The sequence below is a fragment of the Streptomyces sp. NPDC053560 genome (assembly GCF_044544605.1).
GTDB lineage: Bacteria > Actinomycetota > Actinomycetes > Streptomycetales > Streptomycetaceae > Streptomyces.
Window position 1 is genome coordinate 778999 of the sequence record NZ_JBITXI010000001.1, and the last position, 18475, is coordinate 797473.

Genomic DNA, 18475 nt, shown 5'->3' on the forward strand with positions numbered 1-18475 from the left:
AGTGGCCTCCGTTGCCCCGCCCGGCCAGAATGACGGGATGCGCCGCATCGTGGTCCTCGACGCCCCGTCCAACCTCGGCCTCCGCCCGCCCGCCGAGGGCACCGTGCCCGGCTGCTACAAGCTGGCGGGCGCGCTGCGCGAACAGCGGCTGCTGCAGCGGCTCGGCGCGTACGAGGGCGGCGTCGTCGTGCCGCCCCGCTACGACCGCGGCGGCTGGCAACCGGGCGACGGCGTCTTCAACGCCGCAGCGCTCGCCACGTACACCCGCAAGCTCGCCGACCGCATCGAACACCACGTCCGGGCCGGGGACTTCCCGGTCGTGCTGGGCGGCGACTGCTCCATCCAGCTCGGCGCCTCGCTCGCCCTCCGCCGCATCGGCCGGTACGGCATCGCTGTCCTGGACGGGTCGGCGGACTTCCGGCACCCGGGCAACGCCGACCACGTCGGCGCGGCCGGCGGCGAGGAGTTGGCCCTCGCGACCGGCCGCGGCCAGCCGGACCTGACCGACCTCGAAGGGCTGCGGCCCTACCTCAAGGACGAGGACGTACGGGTGCTCGGCATCCGGGACCACGACACCGAGCAGGCCGAACTCGCCGAGCTGAAGATCATGAATGCGACGGTGGGTGAGATCCGCGAGTGGGGCGCCGAGGAGATCGCGGGCGCGGTCCTGCAGACCCTCGAAGCCCCCGTCACCGAGGGCTTCTGGGTGCATCTGGACGCGGACGTGCTGGACCCGTCCGTGATGCCCGCCGTCGACAGCCCCGACGACGGCGGTCTGCTGCCCGGCGAACTCGCCGCGCTGCTGCGCACCTTCGTACGGTCGGAGCGGTGCGTCGGCCTCAACCTCACCATCTACGACCCGGATCTCGACCCGGACGGCTCCGGCGCGGCCCTGCTCGCCGGTCTCCTGGAAGAGGCTCTCGCGCCCCGCTGACCGGCGAGGGCCGCGGCTCAGCCGGCCAGTGCCGCCAGTTCGCAGCCCGCGTGCAGGAAGGCGCCCACGCCGAAGTCGGCCGTGGTGTCCGGGCCGACCGGCTGGCTCGACTCGGGGCGGTCGCCGACGCCCTGGACGTAGCCGAGGAAGCCGTCGGCGTGCACCGCCGTCGTGGTCAGCCCGTGCCAGCCGCGGGCCGCCACCGGGAGATACCGCTCGCGCGGGACGAGCCGGGCGCGGACCGCGTAGGCGGTGGCGTACACGAAGAAGGACGTGCCGCTGGTCTCGGGGCCCGGGAGGTGCGCGGGGTCGGCCAGGTTCACGTTCCAGAACCCGTCTGCGCGCTGGACACCGCGGAGCGCGGCCAGCTCCCGTACCAGGGTGGTGCGGTACTCAGGTACGTGCCGCGCCCCGGCCGGCAGCGTTTTGAGGATCTTGGCGTGGCCGCCGGCCACCCAGCCGTTGCCGCGCGACCACACGACCGGCTTCCCGGCCGGCGAGAGGATCCCGCCCGGGAGGAAGCGCTTGTCGCGGTACCAGAGGCCGGAGTCCGGATCGTACAGACCGGGGCCGCCCTCCGCCGACCTGGTGTGCGTGTAGAGCGCGTGCAGCTTGTCCCAGTAGGCGGGTTCGGCACGCAGCCCGCCTATTCGGGCGAACGGCGGCATCGCCATGTGCAGTGCGTCGTCCCACCACCAGTCGTCGTTCTTCTCCGGCCGGTCGGTGAAGACCATCCGGTGCAGCGAGTCCTCGATGGCCGCGATCTTTCCCTGCTCGGGCTCCAGTTCGTACAGGTCGAGGTAGGCCTGCCCGGCGCAGTGGTCGTCGGCGTGCCGGGTGGTGACGCCGCTGTGCAGCGCGTAGCCGTGCCCCTCGGCCCAGCCGCGCGCGTAGTCGAGGTAGCGCGCCTCGCGGGTGAGCCGGTACAGGTCCATCAGCCCGCCGAAGAAGGTGGCGCGGGCCCACTGGTTGTCGCCGGGGTCGGCGTGCGCGCCGATCCAGTGGTCGGCGACCCGGCGCAGCACGGCGACGATCTCGTCTCTGGAGGGGAGCCCGTCGGGCGGTGCGCCGGCCGTCGCCGCGCGGGCGGTCGCGGGGAGCGCCGGTACGGCGGCGAGTGCGGCGCCGGCGGCGAGCAGGCCCCGCCGCCCCAGGTGCCGTCCGGAGTGCCCGAGGTGTGTCATGCCTACGCCCTTTCCGCCGACGGAAGCCACGCGAGTCACACACGTGAACGGAGTTCACTGATGTGGCGCACAGAATGGCACGCCAACTCCCGCCGGCGGAAGGGGACTTGTCTTCAGATCTTCGTGCCGTGCCCTTCCCAGTAGGGCTCCCGCAGCCGGCGCTTGAAGAGCTTGCCGGACGGGTCCCTGGGCAGTGCCGCCTCGAAGACCACGGTCCTGGGGACCTTGTACTTGGCCAGCCGGGCCCCGACGTGGGCGCGGACATCGGCCGCGGTGAGCCCGGCGGCGGGGTCGGCCTGCACATGCGCGGCCAGCGCCTCGCCGTACTCGGCGTCCGGGATGCCGAACACCGCGGCGTCCCGGACGCCGTCGAGCGAGAGCAGACAGCCCTCGATCTCGGCCGGGTAGATGTTGACCCCGCCGGAGATGACCATGTCGTTGAGGCGGTCGCTGAGGTAGAGGTAGCCGTCCTCGTCGAGGTGGCCGATGTCGCCGATGGTGACGTACCCGGGGAGGGCCGCGGACTCCATGGCGGTGCGCTTGGCGGGATCGCCGAGGTAGGTGAAGCGCGGCCAGGTGTCGGCCGGTCTGAGGTAGATCTCGCCGGTCTCGCCGGGCGGCAGCACCCGGCCGTCGGGCCCGAGCACGGCCACCCCGCAGGTGCCCTCCGCATGCCCGACCGTGCCGGGGTGGGCCAGCCACTGTTCGCTGTCGCACCAGGTCACGGCGCCGGTCTCGCTGCCGCCGTAGTACTCGCGGAGGATCGGCCCGAGCCACTCGATCATCGCGTGCTTGACGTGCGGCGGACAGGGCGCGGCGGCATGCACGACCGAGGTGAGGGAGGACAGGTCGTACCGCTCGCGGACCTCCTTCGGCAGCCGGAGCAGGCGCACCAGCATGGTCGGGACGACCTGCACCTGCTCGACGCGGTGGGCCTCGATCAGGCGCAGGAACTCCTCGGCGTCGAAGCGCGGCATGAGGGTGATGTCCAGGCCGCAGGCGACCGCGAGAACGGCGTGCTGGCTGGGCGAGGCGTGGTACAGCGGCGCCGGGATCATGGTGCGGCCGCCGGGCCGCACGGCGAAGTAGGAGAGGAAGCTCGCCACCGCCTCGGGCAGCGCCGCGGCCGCCACGGGCTCGCGCAGTACGCCCTTGGGGCGGCCTGTGGTACCGGAGCTGTAGATCACGGTGGAGGGGCGGTCGGGCACCGGGTCGGCCAGCGGCGCGTGACCGTCCAGCCAGTCGTCCAGGACCGGATGCGCGCCGCTGACCGGGGGCGCGTCGAAGCCGCAGGCAGCGGCGACACCCTCCGGGACGGGCGCCTCGATGACGTGCACGCCGGCCGGGAGGTGGGCGGTGACGGCGGGCAGCATGTCGGAGTGGACGAAGACGGCGCGGCTGCCGCTGTCGGCGAGGACATGTGCCAGGTCGTCGTGGCGGAAGTGCCAGTTGACGGGCACCGCGGAGATGCCCGCCCGGGCGGCCCCCGTGGTGACTTCGAGATAGGCCGGTTCGTTGCGCATTACCACCGCGATCCGGTCACCCGGTGCGATCCCGAGGGCCCGCAGCCCGGTCGCGATACGGGATGCGCGGTCCTGGAAAGCGGGGTAGGGGCGTTCGTGGCCGGCGGAGCGGATGGCGGCGGGTGCGGACGGGAGATCCATGCAGCCTCCAATAATGTTCGGCTCGCGCACATCAAACCGGCCGCACCGGGGATTGACCAGAGTGCTCACGGCAGAACAGCCGCACCACTGACGATGCGTCAGTGCGGCGGGCGCGTACGGGGGGGCTCACAGGGGGCGCGTCGGAGCGGCGCCGTCGCGGGCCCCCGCTCCTATGCTGAGGAGCCATGGAGTCCAACGACATTCTCCGCCGCCACGGCGAGGCCATCGACCTCTTCGGGGACCGCGTCCACACCGTGCGCGACGACCAGTGGGACGCCCCGACGCCGTGCGCGGACTGGACGGTGCGCGACCTGGTGAACCATCTCACCGCCGAGCAACTGTGGGTGCCGCGGCTGGTGCGGGACGGGGCCACGATGGAGGAGGTCGGCGACGAGTTCGACGGTGACGTGCTCGGGGACGATCCGGTGGCGACCTGGGACCGGGCCGCGGTCGCGGCGGTCGCGGCGTTCACCGAGCCCGGCGCCCTGGACCGGGAGGTGCACCTCTCGTACGGCACGAGCGGCGCCGCCCCGTACTGCAGCCAGATGACGATGGACGCGGTCGTGCACGCCTGGGATCTGTCACGGGCGATCGGCGCGTCCGAGGAACTGCCGGGCGAGCTGGTGGGCCAGGCGCTGCGCGAGGTGGAGCCCTACGCGAAGGAGCTGAGCGGCTCGGGGCTGTTCGCGCCGGCGATCGAGCCGCCGCCGGGGGCCGATGACCTCACCCGGCTGCTCTGCCTGCTGGGCCGCCGTCCGTAGGCAGCGGCCGCAGCGGCGTTCCGGCGCGGTCGGCGGCGGAACGGGGTGCCGTCGGCCGGCCGGTGATCCGGCCGGCCCGGTGCGTCAGTCGATGCCGCGGAAGATGTGCTGCTCGGTCGCGGACTCGTCCTCGCAGCCGGCCAGGTGGACCGGGGCGCAGCGGCTCCAGACCTCCAGGTTGCGGACCTCCCTGATGCGCCCCTGGCGCTCGCCCTGCTTCGGTCGGGGCTGCTTGCTGATCGTCTGTTCCGGTGCCACCACGCACTCCTTAGCCAACGGGATGAGGTACTGACGCGGTGGCGCCGTTTGTCACAACCGGGAGTTCGGCCATGGTTCGTGGCGCATCCCGCGACGGGCCGAGGATGTCGGCATCTCCCAGACAGGACGTCCGTCACCGCTCAGCCTAACGACATGAGTGCCCCGCCGCGCGGCAATTACCGTCGATAGGGTTACAGGACGGAGAAACCGCCCCCGTACGGCCCGTTTCAGCCACGTCGGCGGCGGACGGCAACCCTCTCGCGGAGCCCCGGACTCCGCCCGTCGGCAACACGGGCACCGCACGGTGGGCAGCGGGCACGCACCGATGCTACGGATAGGCATGTGGAGTGGTTCCCGGCACCGGAGTACTGGCTGGGCCGGCTGGTCTTCCAGCGGGCCCTGGCCGCGCTGTACGTGATCGCTTTCGTCTCGGCCGCGTTGCAGTTCAGGGCGCTGATCGGGGAGCGCGGGATGACGCCGGTGCCCGATTTCGTGCGCCGGGTGCCGTTCCGCAAGGCCCCCTCGGTGTTCCACTGGCGCTTCTCGGACCGGTTCTTCGCGGGCTGGGCCTGGACGGGCGCGCTGCTGTCGGCGGCCGTGCTGGCGGGCGCGGCGGACGCCGTGCCGCTGTGGGCGTCGATGGTGTGGTGGGCCGTGCTGTGGGCGATGTACCTCTCGATCGTCAACGTGGGCCAGACCTGGTACGGCTTCGGCTGGGAGACCATGCTCCTGGAGACCGGCGCGCTGGCGGTCTTCCTGGGCAACGCGCGCACCGCGCCGCCCGTTCTGGTGCTGTGGCTGCTGCGCTGGCTGCTGTTCCGGCTGGAGTTCGGCGCCGGACTGATCAAGATGCGCGGCGACCCGTGCTGGCGGGACCTGACCTGCCTGGACTACCACCATGAGACGCAGCCGATGCCGGGCCCGCTGAGCTGGTTCTTCCACCACCTGCCGAAGCCGGTGCACCGGGTGGAGACGGCCGCGAACCACGTGGCCCAGCTGCTCGCCCCCGTGCTCCTCCTCACCCCGCAGCCGGTGGCCACCTGGGCGGCGCTGACGGTGATCGTCACCCAGCTGTGGCTGGTGCTCTCGGGCAACTTCGCCTGGCTGAACTGGCTGACGATCGTGATCGCCGTGTCGGTCGTGGACGCCTCAGCGGTGGGCCTGGGCGGCCTCGCCGGACCGCCGGCCGGCCTCGCGCCGCCCCCGCTCTGGTACGAGGTGCTGGTCATCGCGGCTGCCGTTGCCGTCCTCGTGCTCAGCTACCGCCCGGCCCGCAACCTGGTCTCCCGGCAGCAGCGGATGAACACCTCGTACGAGCCGCTGCACCTGGTCAACTCGTACGGCGCCTTCGGGTCCGTCACCCGCGTCCGGCACGAGGTGGTCATCGAGGGCACGGCGGACGAGGTGATCACCGATGCCACCGAGTGGCGGGAGTACGACTTCAAGGGCAAGCCGGGCGACGTGCGCCGGATGCCGCGCCCGTTCGCCCCGTACCACCTGCGGCTGGACTGGCTGATGTGGTTCGCGGCGCTGTCGCCGGGCTACGCGAGCCGCTGGTTCGGCCCCTTCCTCGAACGACTGCTCGAAAATGACCGGGACACGGTGCGGCTGCTGCGCCGGAACCCCTTCCCGGACGCGCCGCCCCGCCACGTACGCGCCCACTTCTACCGCTACCGCTTCACGAACTGGCGGGAACTGCGGGAGACCGGGGCGTGGTGGCACCGGGAGCCGGTACGGCAGTTCTTTCCGCCGACAGCTCTGCGCGGAAGGACCTGACCATGTCCCGGGCGTGCCGCAGCCCGATCCGGGTGACCTCGCGCTCGATGTCGTCCAGTTCGGCGGCCACCTCGTCGTACGGCCGTCCCAGGTGCGCCCGGGACTTCACCAGCCCCAGCCGCGAGAGGGCCGTGCCCCGCGGCTCGGACATCGACCGGAACTCCGCCAGCGCGCCGCTGTAGACCACGGCGGCCTCCTCGTACCGCCCGGCCCGGTACAGCACGTTGCCGCGCATCTTGCGGTTGTAGGCCAGTGCCCCCGCGAGGTTCAGCTCCCGGCAGAGGGCCTCGCCCCGGCCGAGCAGCCGCAGCGCCTCCTCGGTCTCCCCCAGCACGGACCGCACGTCGGCCACGCCCCGCAGCGACCAGGCCAGCCCCCGCCAGTCCTCGGCCCGCTCGGCGACCTGCGCCGACTCCTCGAACAGCGCGAGGGCCTTCACGTATCCGCCGGTGTTGCGGTGCATCTGCGCGATCCCCGACATCGCCCACACCATGTGCCGCGCCTCGCCGTGCGCCCTGGCCTGCGCCAGCAGCTCTTCGTGCAGCTCCGCGACGGCCTCGTAGTCCCCCTGTATGCGGCCGGTCTCCGCGAGCCCGGCCAGCGCGTACCCGTGCGCGAGGCGGTCGCCGCTCGGTTCGGCGAACGCGACGGCCGCCGCGAGCAGCCGGCGCGCGAGCGCGAGCCGCCCGCACTGGCGGGCGAGCGTGCCGCCGCTCCACAGCGCCCACGCCATGCTGCCGGGCTCCCCCGCGGTGCGCGCGCTCCGGTAACTGGCCCGCCACGCGGCCTCGGCCTCGGCCACCCTCCCGAGCCGCCGTCCGGCCTCCGCCTCGGCGAGCGCTGCCCGTGCGGCGTCCCCCGGCCCGTCGGCCGCGCCCCGTGCCCGCCGCGCGGCGGCGAGCACGTCCTCGTACGAGGAGTTGACACTCAACTCCGCCCCCAGCTCCCCTTGATACTCCGGAGCGAATGCCTTCCCGTACATCGCTGGTCCTCCTGGTCACTTGCGTCGGTCAGGCACCGACGCTATGTGCCGAGGAAGCCCTGGGACGTCACTCCACCTGCGGTTATCCCGGTCGCTCTCGGGATGTACGGCCGCGCTGCCGATCACCCTGGAGATGTACGGGGCGTCCCCTAGGGGGAGGAGACGCGAGGGGGGCAGCCGTCGCCGCGGTGGCTACAAGGTCCTGTGGTAGCTTGCCGGAGCCAGTCGTACCTTGCATGTGCATGTGCACGTGTATGGGTCAGGGAATCCGGTGCGAATCCGGAACTGACGCGCAGCGGTGAGGGTGACGGGCGGGGCATCGGCCACTGGACGGCGTACGCGGTCCGGGAAGGCGTTCCGTCCGGGTGAGCCCGAGTCCGAAGACCTGCTGGCGGCCTCCGGCACCGGCCGTGCCGGGGGAACACCGCAGACCGGGCTTCGCGCAAGAGCCCTCGACGCCGAAGGAACCCCCGTGCCGCTCCCGCGCCCCGCCCGCCGTGCCGCCGTTTTCCTGGTGGCCACCGCGCTGCTCGCCGGATGCGGCGGTGGCGCCCCGCCGACGGAGGGCTCCGCCAAGGGCGGGAGCAACGGCAAGACCGTCTCCCTCGACAACTGCGGCCGGAAGGTACGCGTCGACGGCCCGCCAGAACGCGCCGTCTCCCTCAACCAGGGAACGACGGAGATCATGCTCTCCCTCGGTCTGGCCGACCGCATGGTGGGCACCGCCACCTGGACCGACCCGGTGCTCAAGGGCCTGGAGAAGGCCAACTCCAAGGTGAAGCGGCTGGCCGACAACGGCCCGTCCTTCGAGAAGGTGCTGGCCACCGAGCCCGACTTCGTCGCGGCGTCGTTCGCCTCCACCCTCGGCAAGGGCGGGGTGGCCACGCGGGGACAGTTCGACGAGCTGGGCGTACCGACCTACCTCTCCCCCAGCGACTGCACCGGCAAGGACAACGGCGGCGACGGGGACGGCTCCCGCACGAAGCCGGTGACCATGGACGTCGTCTACGGCGAGGTCCGCGACCTGGCCAGGATCTTCGGCGTCGAGGAGCGCGGCGAGCGGCTCGTCGCCGGCCTGAAGGCCAGGGTCAAGAAGGCCACCGCCGGCATCGACGCCCACGACGTCACGCTGCTGTACTGGTTCGCCAACTCCGAGTCGCCCTACATGGCGGGCTGTTGCGGCGCCCCCGGCGCCGTCACCCGGGCGCTCGGCGCGAAGAACGTCTTCGACGACACCCACGAGGAGTGGCCCCAGATCAACTGGGAGACCGTCGCGGACCGCAACCCCGACGTCCTGGTGATCGGCGACCTCACCCGCAAATCGGAGACGGCCGAGACCGCCGCGAAGAAGATCGAGTTCCTCTCGGAGAACCCGGTCACCAAGAACATGGACGCGGTCAAGCACAAGCGGTACGTGCTGCTCAGCGGCCAGTCGATGAACCCCACCATCCGCACTGTCGAGGCCGTGGAGAAGGTCGCGGCGGCGCTGCGCAGCCACGGGCTCGACAAGTGACCCCGGCGCGGCCCGCCGCACCGGCCGCGATACGCGGGCTGCGGCAGGCCCTGGCCTGGGCGGGCGGGCTCGCGGCGCTCTGCGTGTCCGTCGCCGTGGCCATCACCATCGGCCCGGCGCACATCGGGGTCGGTGACGTCTGGTCCACGGTGGCGGCGCATCTGGGCTGGGGGCACGGGGACCTGACCCCCATCCGGGACGGGATCGTGTGGAACCTGCGGCTCCCCCGCACCCTGCTCGCGGCGGTGTGCGGCGCCGGGCTGGCCGTGTGCGGCGCGGTCATGCAGTCGCTGCTGCGCAACCCGCTCGCCGACCCCTTCGTGCTGGGCGTCTCGTCCGGCGCCTCGACCGGTGCGGTCCTGGTCGTCGTACTCGGTGTGGGGGGCGGAGCGCTGTCGCTGTCCGGCGGTGCGTTCGTGGGTGCCGTATGCGCCTTCGCACTGGTCCTGCTGCTCAGTCACGTACTCGGCGGATCCACGGACCGGGTGGTGCTCTCCGGTGTCGCGGCCATGCAGCTGTTCTCCGCGCTCACCTCCTTCATCGTGCTGACCGCGGCCGACGCGGAGACCACACGCGGCGTGCTGTTCTGGCTCCTCGGCTCGCTCAGTGGCGCCGGCTGGACGGACGTCTGCCTGTGCCTGGCCGTACTGGCGGTGGCCCTGCTGATCTGCCTCGGGCACTCCCGGTCCCTCGACGCGTTCGCGTTCGGGCAGGACGCGGCGGCCGCGCTGGGCGTCTCCGTGACCCGCACCCGGTGGATCCTGCTGTCCACCACCGCGCTGCTGACCGCCGCGCTGGTCAGCTCGGCCGGGGCGATCGGCTTCGTCGGCCTGGTGCTGCCGCACGCCGCACGCGCCCTCACCGGACCGGGCCACGGCAGGCTGCTGCCGGTCACCGCGCTGGCCGGGGCGGTGTTCCTCATCTGGATCGACACGCTCGCCCGCACGGTGCTGGACCCGCAGGAGGTCCCGGTGGGGGTGGTCACCTCGCTGATCGGCGTGCCGGCCTTCGTCCTCGTCCTGTACCGCACCCGGAGCACCCGATGACCGATCCCGCACCGGAGGGCCTGCGCGCCGACCGGGTCTCCCGCACCGCCGGCGGCACCCTGATCCTGGACGGGGTCAGCCTCACCCCGCGCCCCGGCACCCTCAACGGGCTGCTCGGCCCCAACGGGTCGGGCAAGTCCACCCTGCTGCGGCTGCTCTCCGGGGTCACCGCGCCGGACTCCGGCGTCGTCACCCTCGACGGCCGGCCACTGACCCGGTCGGGCCGCCGTACGGTCGCCCAACGCGTCGCCGTGGTCGACCAACAGGCCGACACCCAAACAGAGTTGACCGTCCTCGACGTGGTACGGCTGGGCCGCGTGCCGCACCGCCGCGCGTGGGCCCCCGCGTCGGCGGCGGACGAGGCGGCCGTCCGTACCGCACTGCCCCGTACCGGCCTGGACGGCAAGGCCCACCGGCACTGGCACACCCTCTCCGGCGGCGAGCGCCAACGGGCGCAGATAGCCCGCGCCCTCGCCCAGGAGCCGCGCGAGCTGCTGCTGGACGAGCCCACCAACCATTTGGACATCCGGCACCAGCTCGACCTCCTCGACCTGGTCGCCGAACTCCGCCTCACCAGCGTCGTCGCCCTGCACGACCTGAACCTGGCGGCGATGTACTGCGATCAGCTCGTCGTCCTCAAGGAGGGCCGGGTGGTGGCCTGCGGCACGCCCGGGGAGGTCCTGACCCGCGACCTGATCGCGGACGTCTACGGCGTCGCTGCCGACGTCACCCCCACCGGCCCCGACGGCCGCCCGCACATACGCTTCCTGCCGCCCGCCCGGAGCTGAGTCCGACTCCGTCCGGAGCTGAGTCCGCGGGGACGGGGTACGCGGCCGCCATGAGGAGTGGGATCGCCGTCGGTACATGTTCGTGGACGGACCCGGCGCTGGTGCGGAGCGGGTGGTACCCGCCCGGCCGGCGGGACCCGGAGGGCCGACTGCGGCACTACGCCGAGCAGTTCCCCGTCGTGGAGGTCGACGCCACGTACTACGCACTGCCCAGCACCCGGAACAGCGCGCTGTGGGCGGAGCGCACCCCGGACGGCTTCCGCTTCGACGTGAAGGCGTTCTCGCTGCTGACCGGGCACCCGACGCCACCGCGGTCGCTCCCGCCCGACCTGCGTCCCGCCGCGGCGCGGCCGGGCGACGTACGCGACACCGACCCGGGACTGCTGGACGAGGTGTGGACACGGTTCGGGCAGGCCCTGGAACCACTGCGGAAAGCCGGCCGCCTCGGCACGCTCCTCTTCCAGTTCCCGCCGTGGTGCGCGCCCGGCGCCCGCTGGGAGGCGTTCCTCACCCGCTGCCGGGAACGCACCCAAGGGTGGCCCGTGGCCGTCGAGTTCCGGCATCCGGGCTGGTGGCAGGGGGGCCGGGCGGAGCGCACGACGGCGCTCCTCACCGACCTGGGCATGGCGGCCGTGGCCGTGGACATGAACCGGACGCTGCCCCGCTCCGTACCACCGGTCGCCCCGGTCACCTCGCCGCGCACGGCGGTGGTGCGCTTCCACGGCCGCAGCGCCTCGTGGGGCCGCGGCAGCAAGGAGGACCGCTTCCGGTACGCGTACGGGACGTCGGAGCTGACGGAGTGGGTGCCGCGCATTCGCCACATGGCGGAGCGCGCCGAGCACGTCCACGTCCTGTTCAACAACTGCTGCGGGGACGCGGCGGTACGCGCGGCGGAGCGCATGCGGGAGCTGCTGACCGGCCGGGGCGACTGAGGCCCACGGACTGCGGCCCGGAGCCTGCGCACAAGGGACAGCGAGGTACGTTCCCCTCATGCTTACGGTTGCCGTGCTCGCACTGCCTCGGGTGGTTCCGTTCGATCTGTCGACGCCGGTCGAGGTTTTCCAGCGCGCGCGGCTGGCGGACGGGCGGCCGGGGTACCGGGTGCGGGTCTGTGCCGAGGAGGCGGAGGTGGACGCGGGGACGTTCACTTTGCGGGCGCCGTGGGGGCTGGACGGGCTGGCGGGCGCGGACACCGTCATCGTGCCCGGTACCGCCGATGTCACGGCGCCGATCGGTCCGGCCGTACGGGCCGCGCTGCGACAGGCCGCCGACCGCGGTGCCCGGATCGCCTCTGTCTGCTCGGGCACCTTCCCGCTTGCGGCGACCGGGCTCCTCGACGGGCTGCGGGCCACCACCCACTGGGTCGCCGCCGACCTGCTGGCCGCCACGCATCCGGACATCGAGGTCGACCCGAACGTGCTGTACGTCGACAACGGGCAGTTCCTCACCTCCGCCGGTGCTGCGGCGGGGCTGGACATGTGTCTGCACATGATCCGGCGGGATCATGGTTCCGCGGTGGCCGCCGACGCCGCCCGACTGTCGGTGATGCCGCTGGAACGCGAGGGCGGGCAGGCGCAGTTCATCGTCCACGACCGGGTGCCCGCACCGGAGGGGTCGGTGCTGGAGCCGGTACTGGACTGGCTCCGGGACAACCTCGCCCGCCCGCTGACGCTGGACGACATCGCCGGCCACGCCGGGGTCAGCACCCGTACGCTCATCCGCCGCTTCCGGGAGCAGACGGGGACCACCCCGCTGCAGTGGCTGCACCGTGCCCGCATCCGGCGGGCCCAGCACCTGCTGGAGACCACGCGGCAGCCGGTCGAGCGCATCGGCGGCGAGGTCGGCTTCGGCTCGCCCACCGCCTTCCGCGACCGTTTCAAGCGCACCACCGGGGTCAGCCCGCACACCTACCGCCGCGCCTTCGGCGGAACCGCCGGGCCGGAGGCGAACGGCGGGGATTGGGTGAACGGGCGTGCCATGGCGTAGGGTGAAACCACCGACGCGGGGTGGAGCAGCTCGGTAGCTCGCTGGGCTCATAACCCAGAGGTCGCAGGTTCAAATCCTGTCCCCGCTACTCATCTTCCGGCCCCTCGGCCTTGCCGAGGGGCCGGAAGCGTTTGGGGCGGCGGCAGCGCCGGACCACGTCGTCAGACCGCTTCGCCGGGGGCGGCGGGCCGGGGCCCGGGGGCCCGGCCCGCCGGGGCCGGCTGCTGCGGGGCGCCGCGGCCTGCGAGGAGCCGGTACGCGGCGGACCGGAGCCGGATCGTGAGAAGCCGTACGGAGTTCACGCCGCCGCACGCTCCGGTTCGGCCTCGATGCGGTCGGCGATCTGGCGGCAGGTGCGCGAGATGATCCGGGAGACGTGCATCTGGGAGAGGCCCAGCTGCTCGGCTATCCGGCTCTGCGTCAGGTCGCGGAAGAACCGCAGGTAGAGGATCTCCTTCTCCCGCTCGGGGAGGTTGGAGAGGTACGGCTTGACCGCTTCCCGGGCCACGACCAGGTCGAAGCCCGCCTCCGGGGTGCCGAGGGTGTCGGCGAGCGAGCAGCCGTCGTCGCTGTTCTGCAGCTCCGCGTCCAGGGACAGGGGACTGAAGCTGTTCAGGGCCTGGGAGCCGAGCAGAACGTCCTCCACGGGCATGCCGGTGTGCTCGGCGATCTGCTCGGGGGTGGGGCCGTGGTCGTCGATGTTGCTGGTGAGTTCCTGGCGGGCGGCGCGTACGCGGTTGCGCAGCTCCTGGACCCGGCGCGGGACGTGCACGCCCCACATGTGGTCCCGGAAGTGGCGCTTGATCTCGCCGATGACCGTGGGCACGGCGAAGCTCTCGAAGGCATTGCCGTGCGAGGGGTCGTAACGGTCGACGGCCTTGACCAGCCCCATGGCGGCGACCTGCTGGAGGTCCTCCAGGTTCTCCCCGCGGTTGCGGAAGCGCAGCGCGAGGCGCTCGGCCATCGGCAGCCAGGCGCTGATGACCCGGCCGCGCAGCTCCTCCCGCTCGGGACCGTCCGCCAGCGTCACCAGACGCCGGAAGTCCTCGGCGGTGTCGGGGGCGTCGTCGTGCGGGTGCCGGCCGCGGCGCCCGGTGGCAGCAGGGGCCGCCGGCTTCGCCGCGCGGCGCTGCCGCTTGATGCCGCGGGGCTTGTTCGGCGGGCGGTTCGGGGACTGCTCCGCGCGACGCCGCGTGGAGCGGGCCTCCGTGCCGCGCTCCGGTGCCGATGCCGCCGCGGCGTCCGACACCTCGCACGCCTGCGGAACCTCCGCGGCGAACCGGCGGTCTTCGGTCTGCACTGTGTTCTGCGTCTTCACGAGCATGGGTCCGGGCTCCTGGGTCAGCATCTCGTTCCAAATGGACACTTCTTGACCCGTGGAAGAGCGGCATGGCAGGCGCGTCCTGCGGAAGTCACACTGCTCCCACGGGGCGTGCCTACGGGCCGAAGCACGTAACTCCTGCTGCCCCCGGCTTTCCCCGGCAAACAACCCGCCGAAAATTTTTCCCGACGGCCTTCCCTGCCCGGCTCAAACCGCTTGTGAGCTGGGCTTTCGACCTTCTGGTCAGCCGCTCCCCGGAGTTCTCCGACGCACTGTCAGGAGGCAGCAGCCGAGGGCCGCGACGGCACCCGCGGCGAGGAGGAGGACGCGGTGGTCCACGACGGCGACCAGACCCGCGCCGACGGCCAGGGTCAGTGCGTTGGGGGCGAAGAGGAGGGTGTGGGCGGTGGCGGCGGCCCGGCCCAGCAGTGCGTCCGGGACCTCACGCTGGACGGCGGTCATGGCCGCGATCAGGACGCAGGGCAGGCCCGCGCCGATCATCGCGCTCGCGGCCAGGGCCACGGGCACCGAGGGCAGGGCGCGCAGCGCGACCCCCAGCGCGAAGAGCAGGGTGCCCGCTGCCGCGAAGACCCGGTCGGGCGTGCGCCGCAGCAGGGCGCCGGCGCACAGTCCGCTGAGCACGGAGCCGATGCCCTGCACGGCGTAGAGCACCCCGGCGAACGCGGGCGCGCGGTGCAGGCCCGCGTCCACCACCGCGTACACCGCGGCACCGTTGAGCCCGGCCACGCCCATCGTGGCGGCCCCGGCGAGGACCAGCCGCCACAGCAGCGGGCGCCGGCGGAGCGCAGCGGCTCCCTGCACGACCTGCGTGGTCCACCGCTCGCCCGGGGGCGGGCCGGTCGCGGGTTCTTCGACGCGCAGCAGCGCGAAGGCCGCCGCGGCGACGGCGAAGGTGGCCGCGTCGAGGAGGGCCACGGCGGGGCCGCCGAACCGGACGAACAGCCCGGCGCCCAGCAGCGGGGCGAGCAGCTTCATGCCTTCGTTCGCCGTCATGCGCAGGCCGTTGAAGTCACCCCGCAGCTCCTGGGGCACGGCCGTGGCCACGAGGGCGGCCTCCGCCGCGTCGGCCAGGACGGAGCTGACGCCGTACAGCAGCAGGACGGCGAAGAGGATCCATACCCGGTCGGCCGAGCGGACGGCGAGCAGGGGCAGCAGGGCGAGGGCCATGGCGAGGTGCACCCGGATCAGCAGCGGCCGCCGGCGCACCCGGTCGGCCACGGTGCCGATCAGCGGGCCGCAGAGCGTGGGTGCCCATACGCAGAAGGCCGTGAGCGCCGCCAGGCTGTCCGAGCCGGTGAGCGACTTGGTCCACACCCCGGCCGCCAGGAACATGGCGGAGCTGCCGAAGCCCGAGACCACCACACCGCTCAGGTAGTACACCGCGTTGCGGTCGCGGAGCAACCGGCCGCCGCCCCAGCCCATCCGGGCTCCCCTTCCCCCGTCACGCCCCCGCCGCACCGGGCACGGGCTCCCCTTCGCCCGCTCCGCGTACGTACGGAGGCCCATGCACACCCTTGCCCTCCCCGCGCGTACCCGCGCGCACCTCATCGCCGCCGACGTCCGCCTCGCCACAAAGGGGTGGCGGCAGCACGCCGTCCTGAGCCGCGCCGGTCAGCGGCTGCCGCCCGGCTTGCGGCCCCACGCGGAGATCAGCGGAGCCATGGTGAGGTCGAGCCGTCCCGCCGTGACGTTCGCGAGATGCTCCTCGATCTCGGCTTCGGTGGCGAGCCCGGCCTCGACGAGGCGGTCGCGGAGTTGCCGTACGGTCGCGGCCTCCAACGCATCGCAAACCGGCGAGGTGACCGGGAAGTAGGCGTCGGCCGCCACGTCGGTGAGGCCGGCCTCGCGCAGCAGGCGCGGCAGGGTCCGCCCGAAGGCCAGGTCGGCGCCGCGCCGGGCGAGCAGTTCGCGGGAGCCCCGCCGCAGCCGGTTGGCCAGCCGCTCGGCCGGCCCGCGCTCATCCAGGCAGCTCAGCGGCTGCAGCGCCGTGTCGGCATCCTCCAGCACCAGCACACCGCCCGGCCGGAGCACCCGCACCATTGCCGCGAGGGCGGCCGCGCGCTCCGGTACGTGCACCAGGACCAGGCGCGCGTGCACCAGGTCGAACGGGCCGGGCGGCGGCTCCTCCGCCGCCACGTCGTGCCGTACCACCTCGAACGGGGCGTCCTCCGGCATCCAGGCGGTGTCGATGTCGGTCGCGAGGACGCGGCCGGCCGGGCCGGTGCGCGCGGCCAGCCAGGCCGGTACGCCGGGGCTGCCCGCGCCGGCCTCCCAGCAGTGCCAGCCTTCGGTCACGCCCACGGCCGCCAGATGCCGGAAGGTGACAGGGTCGAAGAGCTCGGACATCGCAGCGAAGCGCTGTCCGGCCTCGGTCTGCTGATTGTCGAAGAGGTATCCGTCGTCATTCGCGTGTGCCACACGGTGATCGTAGGACGCGGGCCGCCGGACGCGCCGTCCACGGTGCGGGACGCGGGCAGCCCGGCGCGCCGTCCCCCGTGCGGGATAATGCCGGCATGCGTATCTCAGCCAGGGCGGACTACGCGGTACGGGCCGCGCTGCAGCTCGCCGCCTGTAACGACGCCGGACCGCTCAAGGCCGAGGCCATCGCCGCCGCTCAGGACATCCCGCACAAGTTTCTTGAAGGCATCCTGAACGACATGCGCCGCGGCGGGCTGGTGCGCAGCCAGCGCGGCGGCAACGGCGGTTACCGACTCGCCCGGTCCGCCGAGGCCATCAGCATCGCGGAGGTCATCCGCGCGGTGGACGGACCACTGGTGTCGGTGCGCGGCGTCCGGCCGCCGGAGCTGTCGTACACCGGGCCCGCCGAATCGCTGCTGCCGCTGTGGGTCGCGCTGCGTGCCAATGTCCGGCAGATCCTGGACGGGGTGTCGCTGGCCGATGTCGCGGCCGCCCGGCTCCCCGCCGACGTCCTGTCGCTGACGGAGAGTCCGGAAGCCTGGACCAACCCCTGACGGGGCCCGCCCTCACCTGCGACGTATCACATAACGAGCGGTTCCTGTCCGCCCTTTGAACACCCACTTGTCATCAGGCATGCGCGCGTCGAGTATTCCTATCAATCCAGTGGGAAAACTAGGGAATCTGTGAGGTCGCCGTGCGTACGCTGATCCTGTTGGCCTTGGCCGGGCTGGGTGCCCAACTGGTGGACGGCAGCCTGGGCATGGCCTACGGCGTCACCTCCACCACACTGCTGCTCGCCGTGGGCACCAACCCCGCCGCCGCCTCCGCCACCGTCCATCTCGCCGAGATAGGCACCACCCTCGCCTCGGGCGCCGCGCACTGGCGCTTCGGCAACGTCGACTGGCGCGTCGTACTGAAGGTCGGCATCCCCGGGGCCGTCGGCGCCTTCGCGGGCGCCACGTTCCTCTCCGCGCTCTCCACCGAGCTGGCCGAGCCGGTGATGGCCCTCCTGCTGCTGGGCCTCGGGCTGTACGTACTGGGCCGGTTCACCGTCACCGGGCTGCCCACCGACAAGCTGGACAAGCCGCTGCGCAAGCGTTTCCTGTCCCCGCTCGGGCTGGTCGCCGGCTTCCTGGACGCCACCGGCGGCGGTGGCTGGGGCCCGGTCGGCACGCCGGCGATCCTGGCCAGCGGCCGGCTGGAGCCCCGCAAGGTCATCGGCTCCATCGACACCAGCGAGTTCCTGGTCGCGGTCGCCGCGAGCCTCGGCTTCCTCGTCGGCCTCGGCGGCGAGGGCGTCAACTGGCTCTGGGCCGTGGCCCTGCTGGCCGGCGGACTGATCGCCGCGCCGATCGCCGCCTGGCTGGTCCGCCACGTACCGCCGCGCGTCCTCGGCTCCGCCGTGGGCGGCCTCATCGTCCTGACCAACATCCGCACCCTGCTGCGCAGCGACTGGCTCGGCGCCGGCGACGCCACCCAGTGGACGGTCTACGGCTTCGTCTACGTCCTGTGGGCGGCGGCCGTCACCTACTCGGTCAAGGAGCACCGCCGCGCGAACAGGGCGGCGGCGGAGACCGCGGCGCAGCCCGCGGCGGAGCCGGCGGACGCCCGGCCCGCCGAGGCCACCACCAGCTGACGGCCGCCGGGGGCGGGGGGGGGGGGGGGCGCGGGGGGCCGCGGGGGGGGGGGGGGGGGGGGGGGGGGGGGGGGGGGGGGGGGGGGGGGCCCCGCGGCTGAGGTCGGGGCGGCGGATGAGCGGGTGGCTTGAGAAGGCGGCCGGGTCTGGGGCCAGGGCGGGGAATGTGGTGGCGGGCGGCTTTGTT

17 protein-coding genes, 1 tRNA gene and 1 riboswitch are annotated in these 18475 nt (G+C 73.1%); of the genes, 11 read left to right on the forward strand and 7 right to left on the reverse strand.

The window, feature by feature from the left end; genetic code table 11:
* Positions 1 to 37 precede the first annotated feature (37 nt).
* Complete coding sequence (locus ACIGQF_RS03145) at positions 38 to 934, forward strand: arginase family protein (RefSeq protein ID WP_399704691.1); 897 nt, start codon at positions 38 to 40, stop codon at positions 932 to 934.
* A gap of 17 nt (positions 935 to 951) precedes the next feature.
* On the opposite strand, the gene ACIGQF_RS03150 is transcribed toward ACIGQF_RS03145, so the two are convergent.
* Both ACIGQF_RS03150 and ACIGQF_RS03155 read right to left on the reverse strand, forming a co-directional pair.
* A complete protein-coding gene (locus tag ACIGQF_RS03150; RefSeq protein WP_399704694.1) occupies positions 952 to 2118 on the reverse strand; it encodes a glycoside hydrolase family 88 protein in 1167 nt (388 codons plus the stop codon).
* 113 nt (positions 2119 to 2231) lie between these two features.
* Positions 2232 to 3782: an AMP-binding protein gene (locus tag ACIGQF_RS03155; protein ID WP_399704696.1), complete on the reverse strand. Its 1551-nt coding sequence runs from the start codon at positions 3780 to 3782 to the stop codon at positions 2232 to 2234.
* Positions 3783 to 3967: 185 nt separating this feature from the next.
* Here ACIGQF_RS03155 and ACIGQF_RS03160 point away from each other — a divergent pair, with 185 nt between their 5' ends.
* Positions 3968 to 4543 (forward strand): TIGR03086 family metal-binding protein, encoded by a 576-nt coding sequence (locus ACIGQF_RS03160; RefSeq protein ID WP_362216025.1) that lies wholly within the window; start codon positions 3968 to 3970, stop codon positions 4541 to 4543.
* An 84-nt stretch (positions 4544 to 4627) separates the two neighbouring features.
* Here ACIGQF_RS03160 and ACIGQF_RS03165 read toward each other — a convergent pair whose 3' ends face one another.
* On the reverse strand, positions 4628 to 4801 hold the full coding sequence (locus tag ACIGQF_RS03165) for a hypothetical protein (protein WP_181138496.1): 174 nt from the start codon (positions 4799 to 4801) through the stop codon (positions 4628 to 4630).
* A gap of 342 nt (positions 4802 to 5143) precedes the next feature.
* Here ACIGQF_RS03165 and ACIGQF_RS03170 point away from each other — a divergent pair, with 342 nt between their 5' ends.
* Positions 5144 to 6577 (forward strand): lipase maturation factor family protein, encoded by a 1434-nt coding sequence (locus ACIGQF_RS03170; RefSeq protein WP_399704698.1) that lies wholly within the window; start codon positions 5144 to 5146, stop codon positions 6575 to 6577.
* Here the strand turns inward: ACIGQF_RS03170 and ACIGQF_RS03175 are convergent.
* Positions 6480 to 7559 (reverse strand): tetratricopeptide repeat protein, encoded by a 1080-nt coding sequence (locus ACIGQF_RS03175; protein ID WP_399704699.1) that lies wholly within the window; start codon positions 7557 to 7559, stop codon positions 6480 to 6482. The two genes, ACIGQF_RS03170 and ACIGQF_RS03175, sit on opposite strands and share 98 nt — an antisense overlap.
* Positions 7560 to 7764: 205 nt before the next feature.
* A riboswitch (cobalamin riboswitch) is annotated at positions 7765 to 7967 on the forward strand.
* 64 nt (positions 7968 to 8031) lie between these two features.
* Here ACIGQF_RS03175 and ACIGQF_RS03180 point away from each other — a divergent pair.
* From ACIGQF_RS03180 to ACIGQF_RS03205, 6 genes are all read left to right on the forward strand, one after another.
* The gene (locus ACIGQF_RS03180; protein WP_399704700.1) at positions 8032 to 9072 is read left to right on the forward strand and encodes an ABC transporter substrate-binding protein; all 1041 of its coding nucleotides are present in this window, start codon (positions 8032 to 8034) and stop codon (positions 9070 to 9072) included.
* Positions 9069 to 10118 (forward strand): FecCD family ABC transporter permease, encoded by a 1050-nt coding sequence (locus tag ACIGQF_RS03185; RefSeq protein WP_399704703.1) that lies wholly within the window; start codon positions 9069 to 9071, stop codon positions 10116 to 10118. Before ACIGQF_RS03180 ends, ACIGQF_RS03185 begins: the two co-directional genes overlap by 4 nt.
* A complete protein-coding gene (locus ACIGQF_RS03190; protein WP_399704706.1) occupies positions 10115 to 10906 on the forward strand; it encodes an ABC transporter ATP-binding protein in 792 nt (263 codons plus the stop codon). Before ACIGQF_RS03185 ends, ACIGQF_RS03190 begins: the two co-directional genes overlap by 4 nt.
* 50 nt (positions 10907 to 10956) lie before the next feature.
* Positions 10957 to 11838: a DUF72 domain-containing protein gene (locus ACIGQF_RS03195; protein ID WP_399704708.1), complete on the forward strand. Its 882-nt coding sequence runs from the start codon at positions 10957 to 10959 to the stop codon at positions 11836 to 11838.
* A 58-nt stretch (positions 11839 to 11896) separates the two neighbouring features.
* On the forward strand, positions 11897 to 12892 hold the full coding sequence (locus tag ACIGQF_RS03200) for a GlxA family transcriptional regulator (RefSeq protein WP_399704711.1): 996 nt from the start codon (positions 11897 to 11899) through the stop codon (positions 12890 to 12892).
* 14 nt (positions 12893 to 12906) lie between these two features.
* Positions 12907 to 12980: transfer RNA gene (locus ACIGQF_RS03205), tRNA-Met, on the forward strand.
* 210 nt (positions 12981 to 13190) lie between these two features.
* Here ACIGQF_RS03205 and ACIGQF_RS03210 read toward each other — a convergent pair.
* The 3 genes from ACIGQF_RS03210 to ACIGQF_RS03220 all read right to left on the reverse strand — a co-directional run bounded on the left by ACIGQF_RS03210 (position 13191) and on the right by ACIGQF_RS03220 (position 16652).
* Positions 13191 to 14033, reverse strand: a complete 843-nt coding sequence (locus tag ACIGQF_RS03210) for a SigB/SigF/SigG family RNA polymerase sigma factor (RefSeq protein ID WP_399704790.1) — start codon at positions 14031 to 14033, stop codon at positions 13191 to 13193.
* A 423-nt stretch (positions 14034 to 14456) separates the two neighbouring features.
* A complete protein-coding gene (locus tag ACIGQF_RS03215; RefSeq protein WP_399704714.1) occupies positions 14457 to 15656 on the reverse strand; it encodes an MFS transporter in 1200 nt (399 codons plus the stop codon).
* 189 nt (positions 15657 to 15845) lie between these two features.
* The gene (locus ACIGQF_RS03220; protein WP_399704716.1) at positions 15846 to 16652 is read right to left on the reverse strand and encodes a methyltransferase domain-containing protein; all 807 of its coding nucleotides are present in this window, start codon (positions 16650 to 16652) and stop codon (positions 15846 to 15848) included.
* Positions 16653 to 16747: 95 nt separating this feature from the next.
* On the opposite strand from ACIGQF_RS03220, the gene ACIGQF_RS03225 reads away from it, so the two are divergent.
* Both ACIGQF_RS03225 and ACIGQF_RS03230 read left to right on the forward strand, forming a co-directional pair.
* Entirely contained in the window at positions 16748 to 17206 is a 459-nt protein-coding gene (locus ACIGQF_RS03225) for an Rrf2 family transcriptional regulator (protein ID WP_361561353.1), read from the forward strand.
* A gap of 140 nt (positions 17207 to 17346) precedes the next feature.
* Positions 17347 to 18288: a sulfite exporter TauE/SafE family protein gene (locus tag ACIGQF_RS03230; protein WP_399704720.1), complete on the forward strand. Its 942-nt coding sequence runs from the start codon at positions 17347 to 17349 to the stop codon at positions 18286 to 18288.
* Positions 18289 to 18475 lie beyond the last annotated feature (187 nt).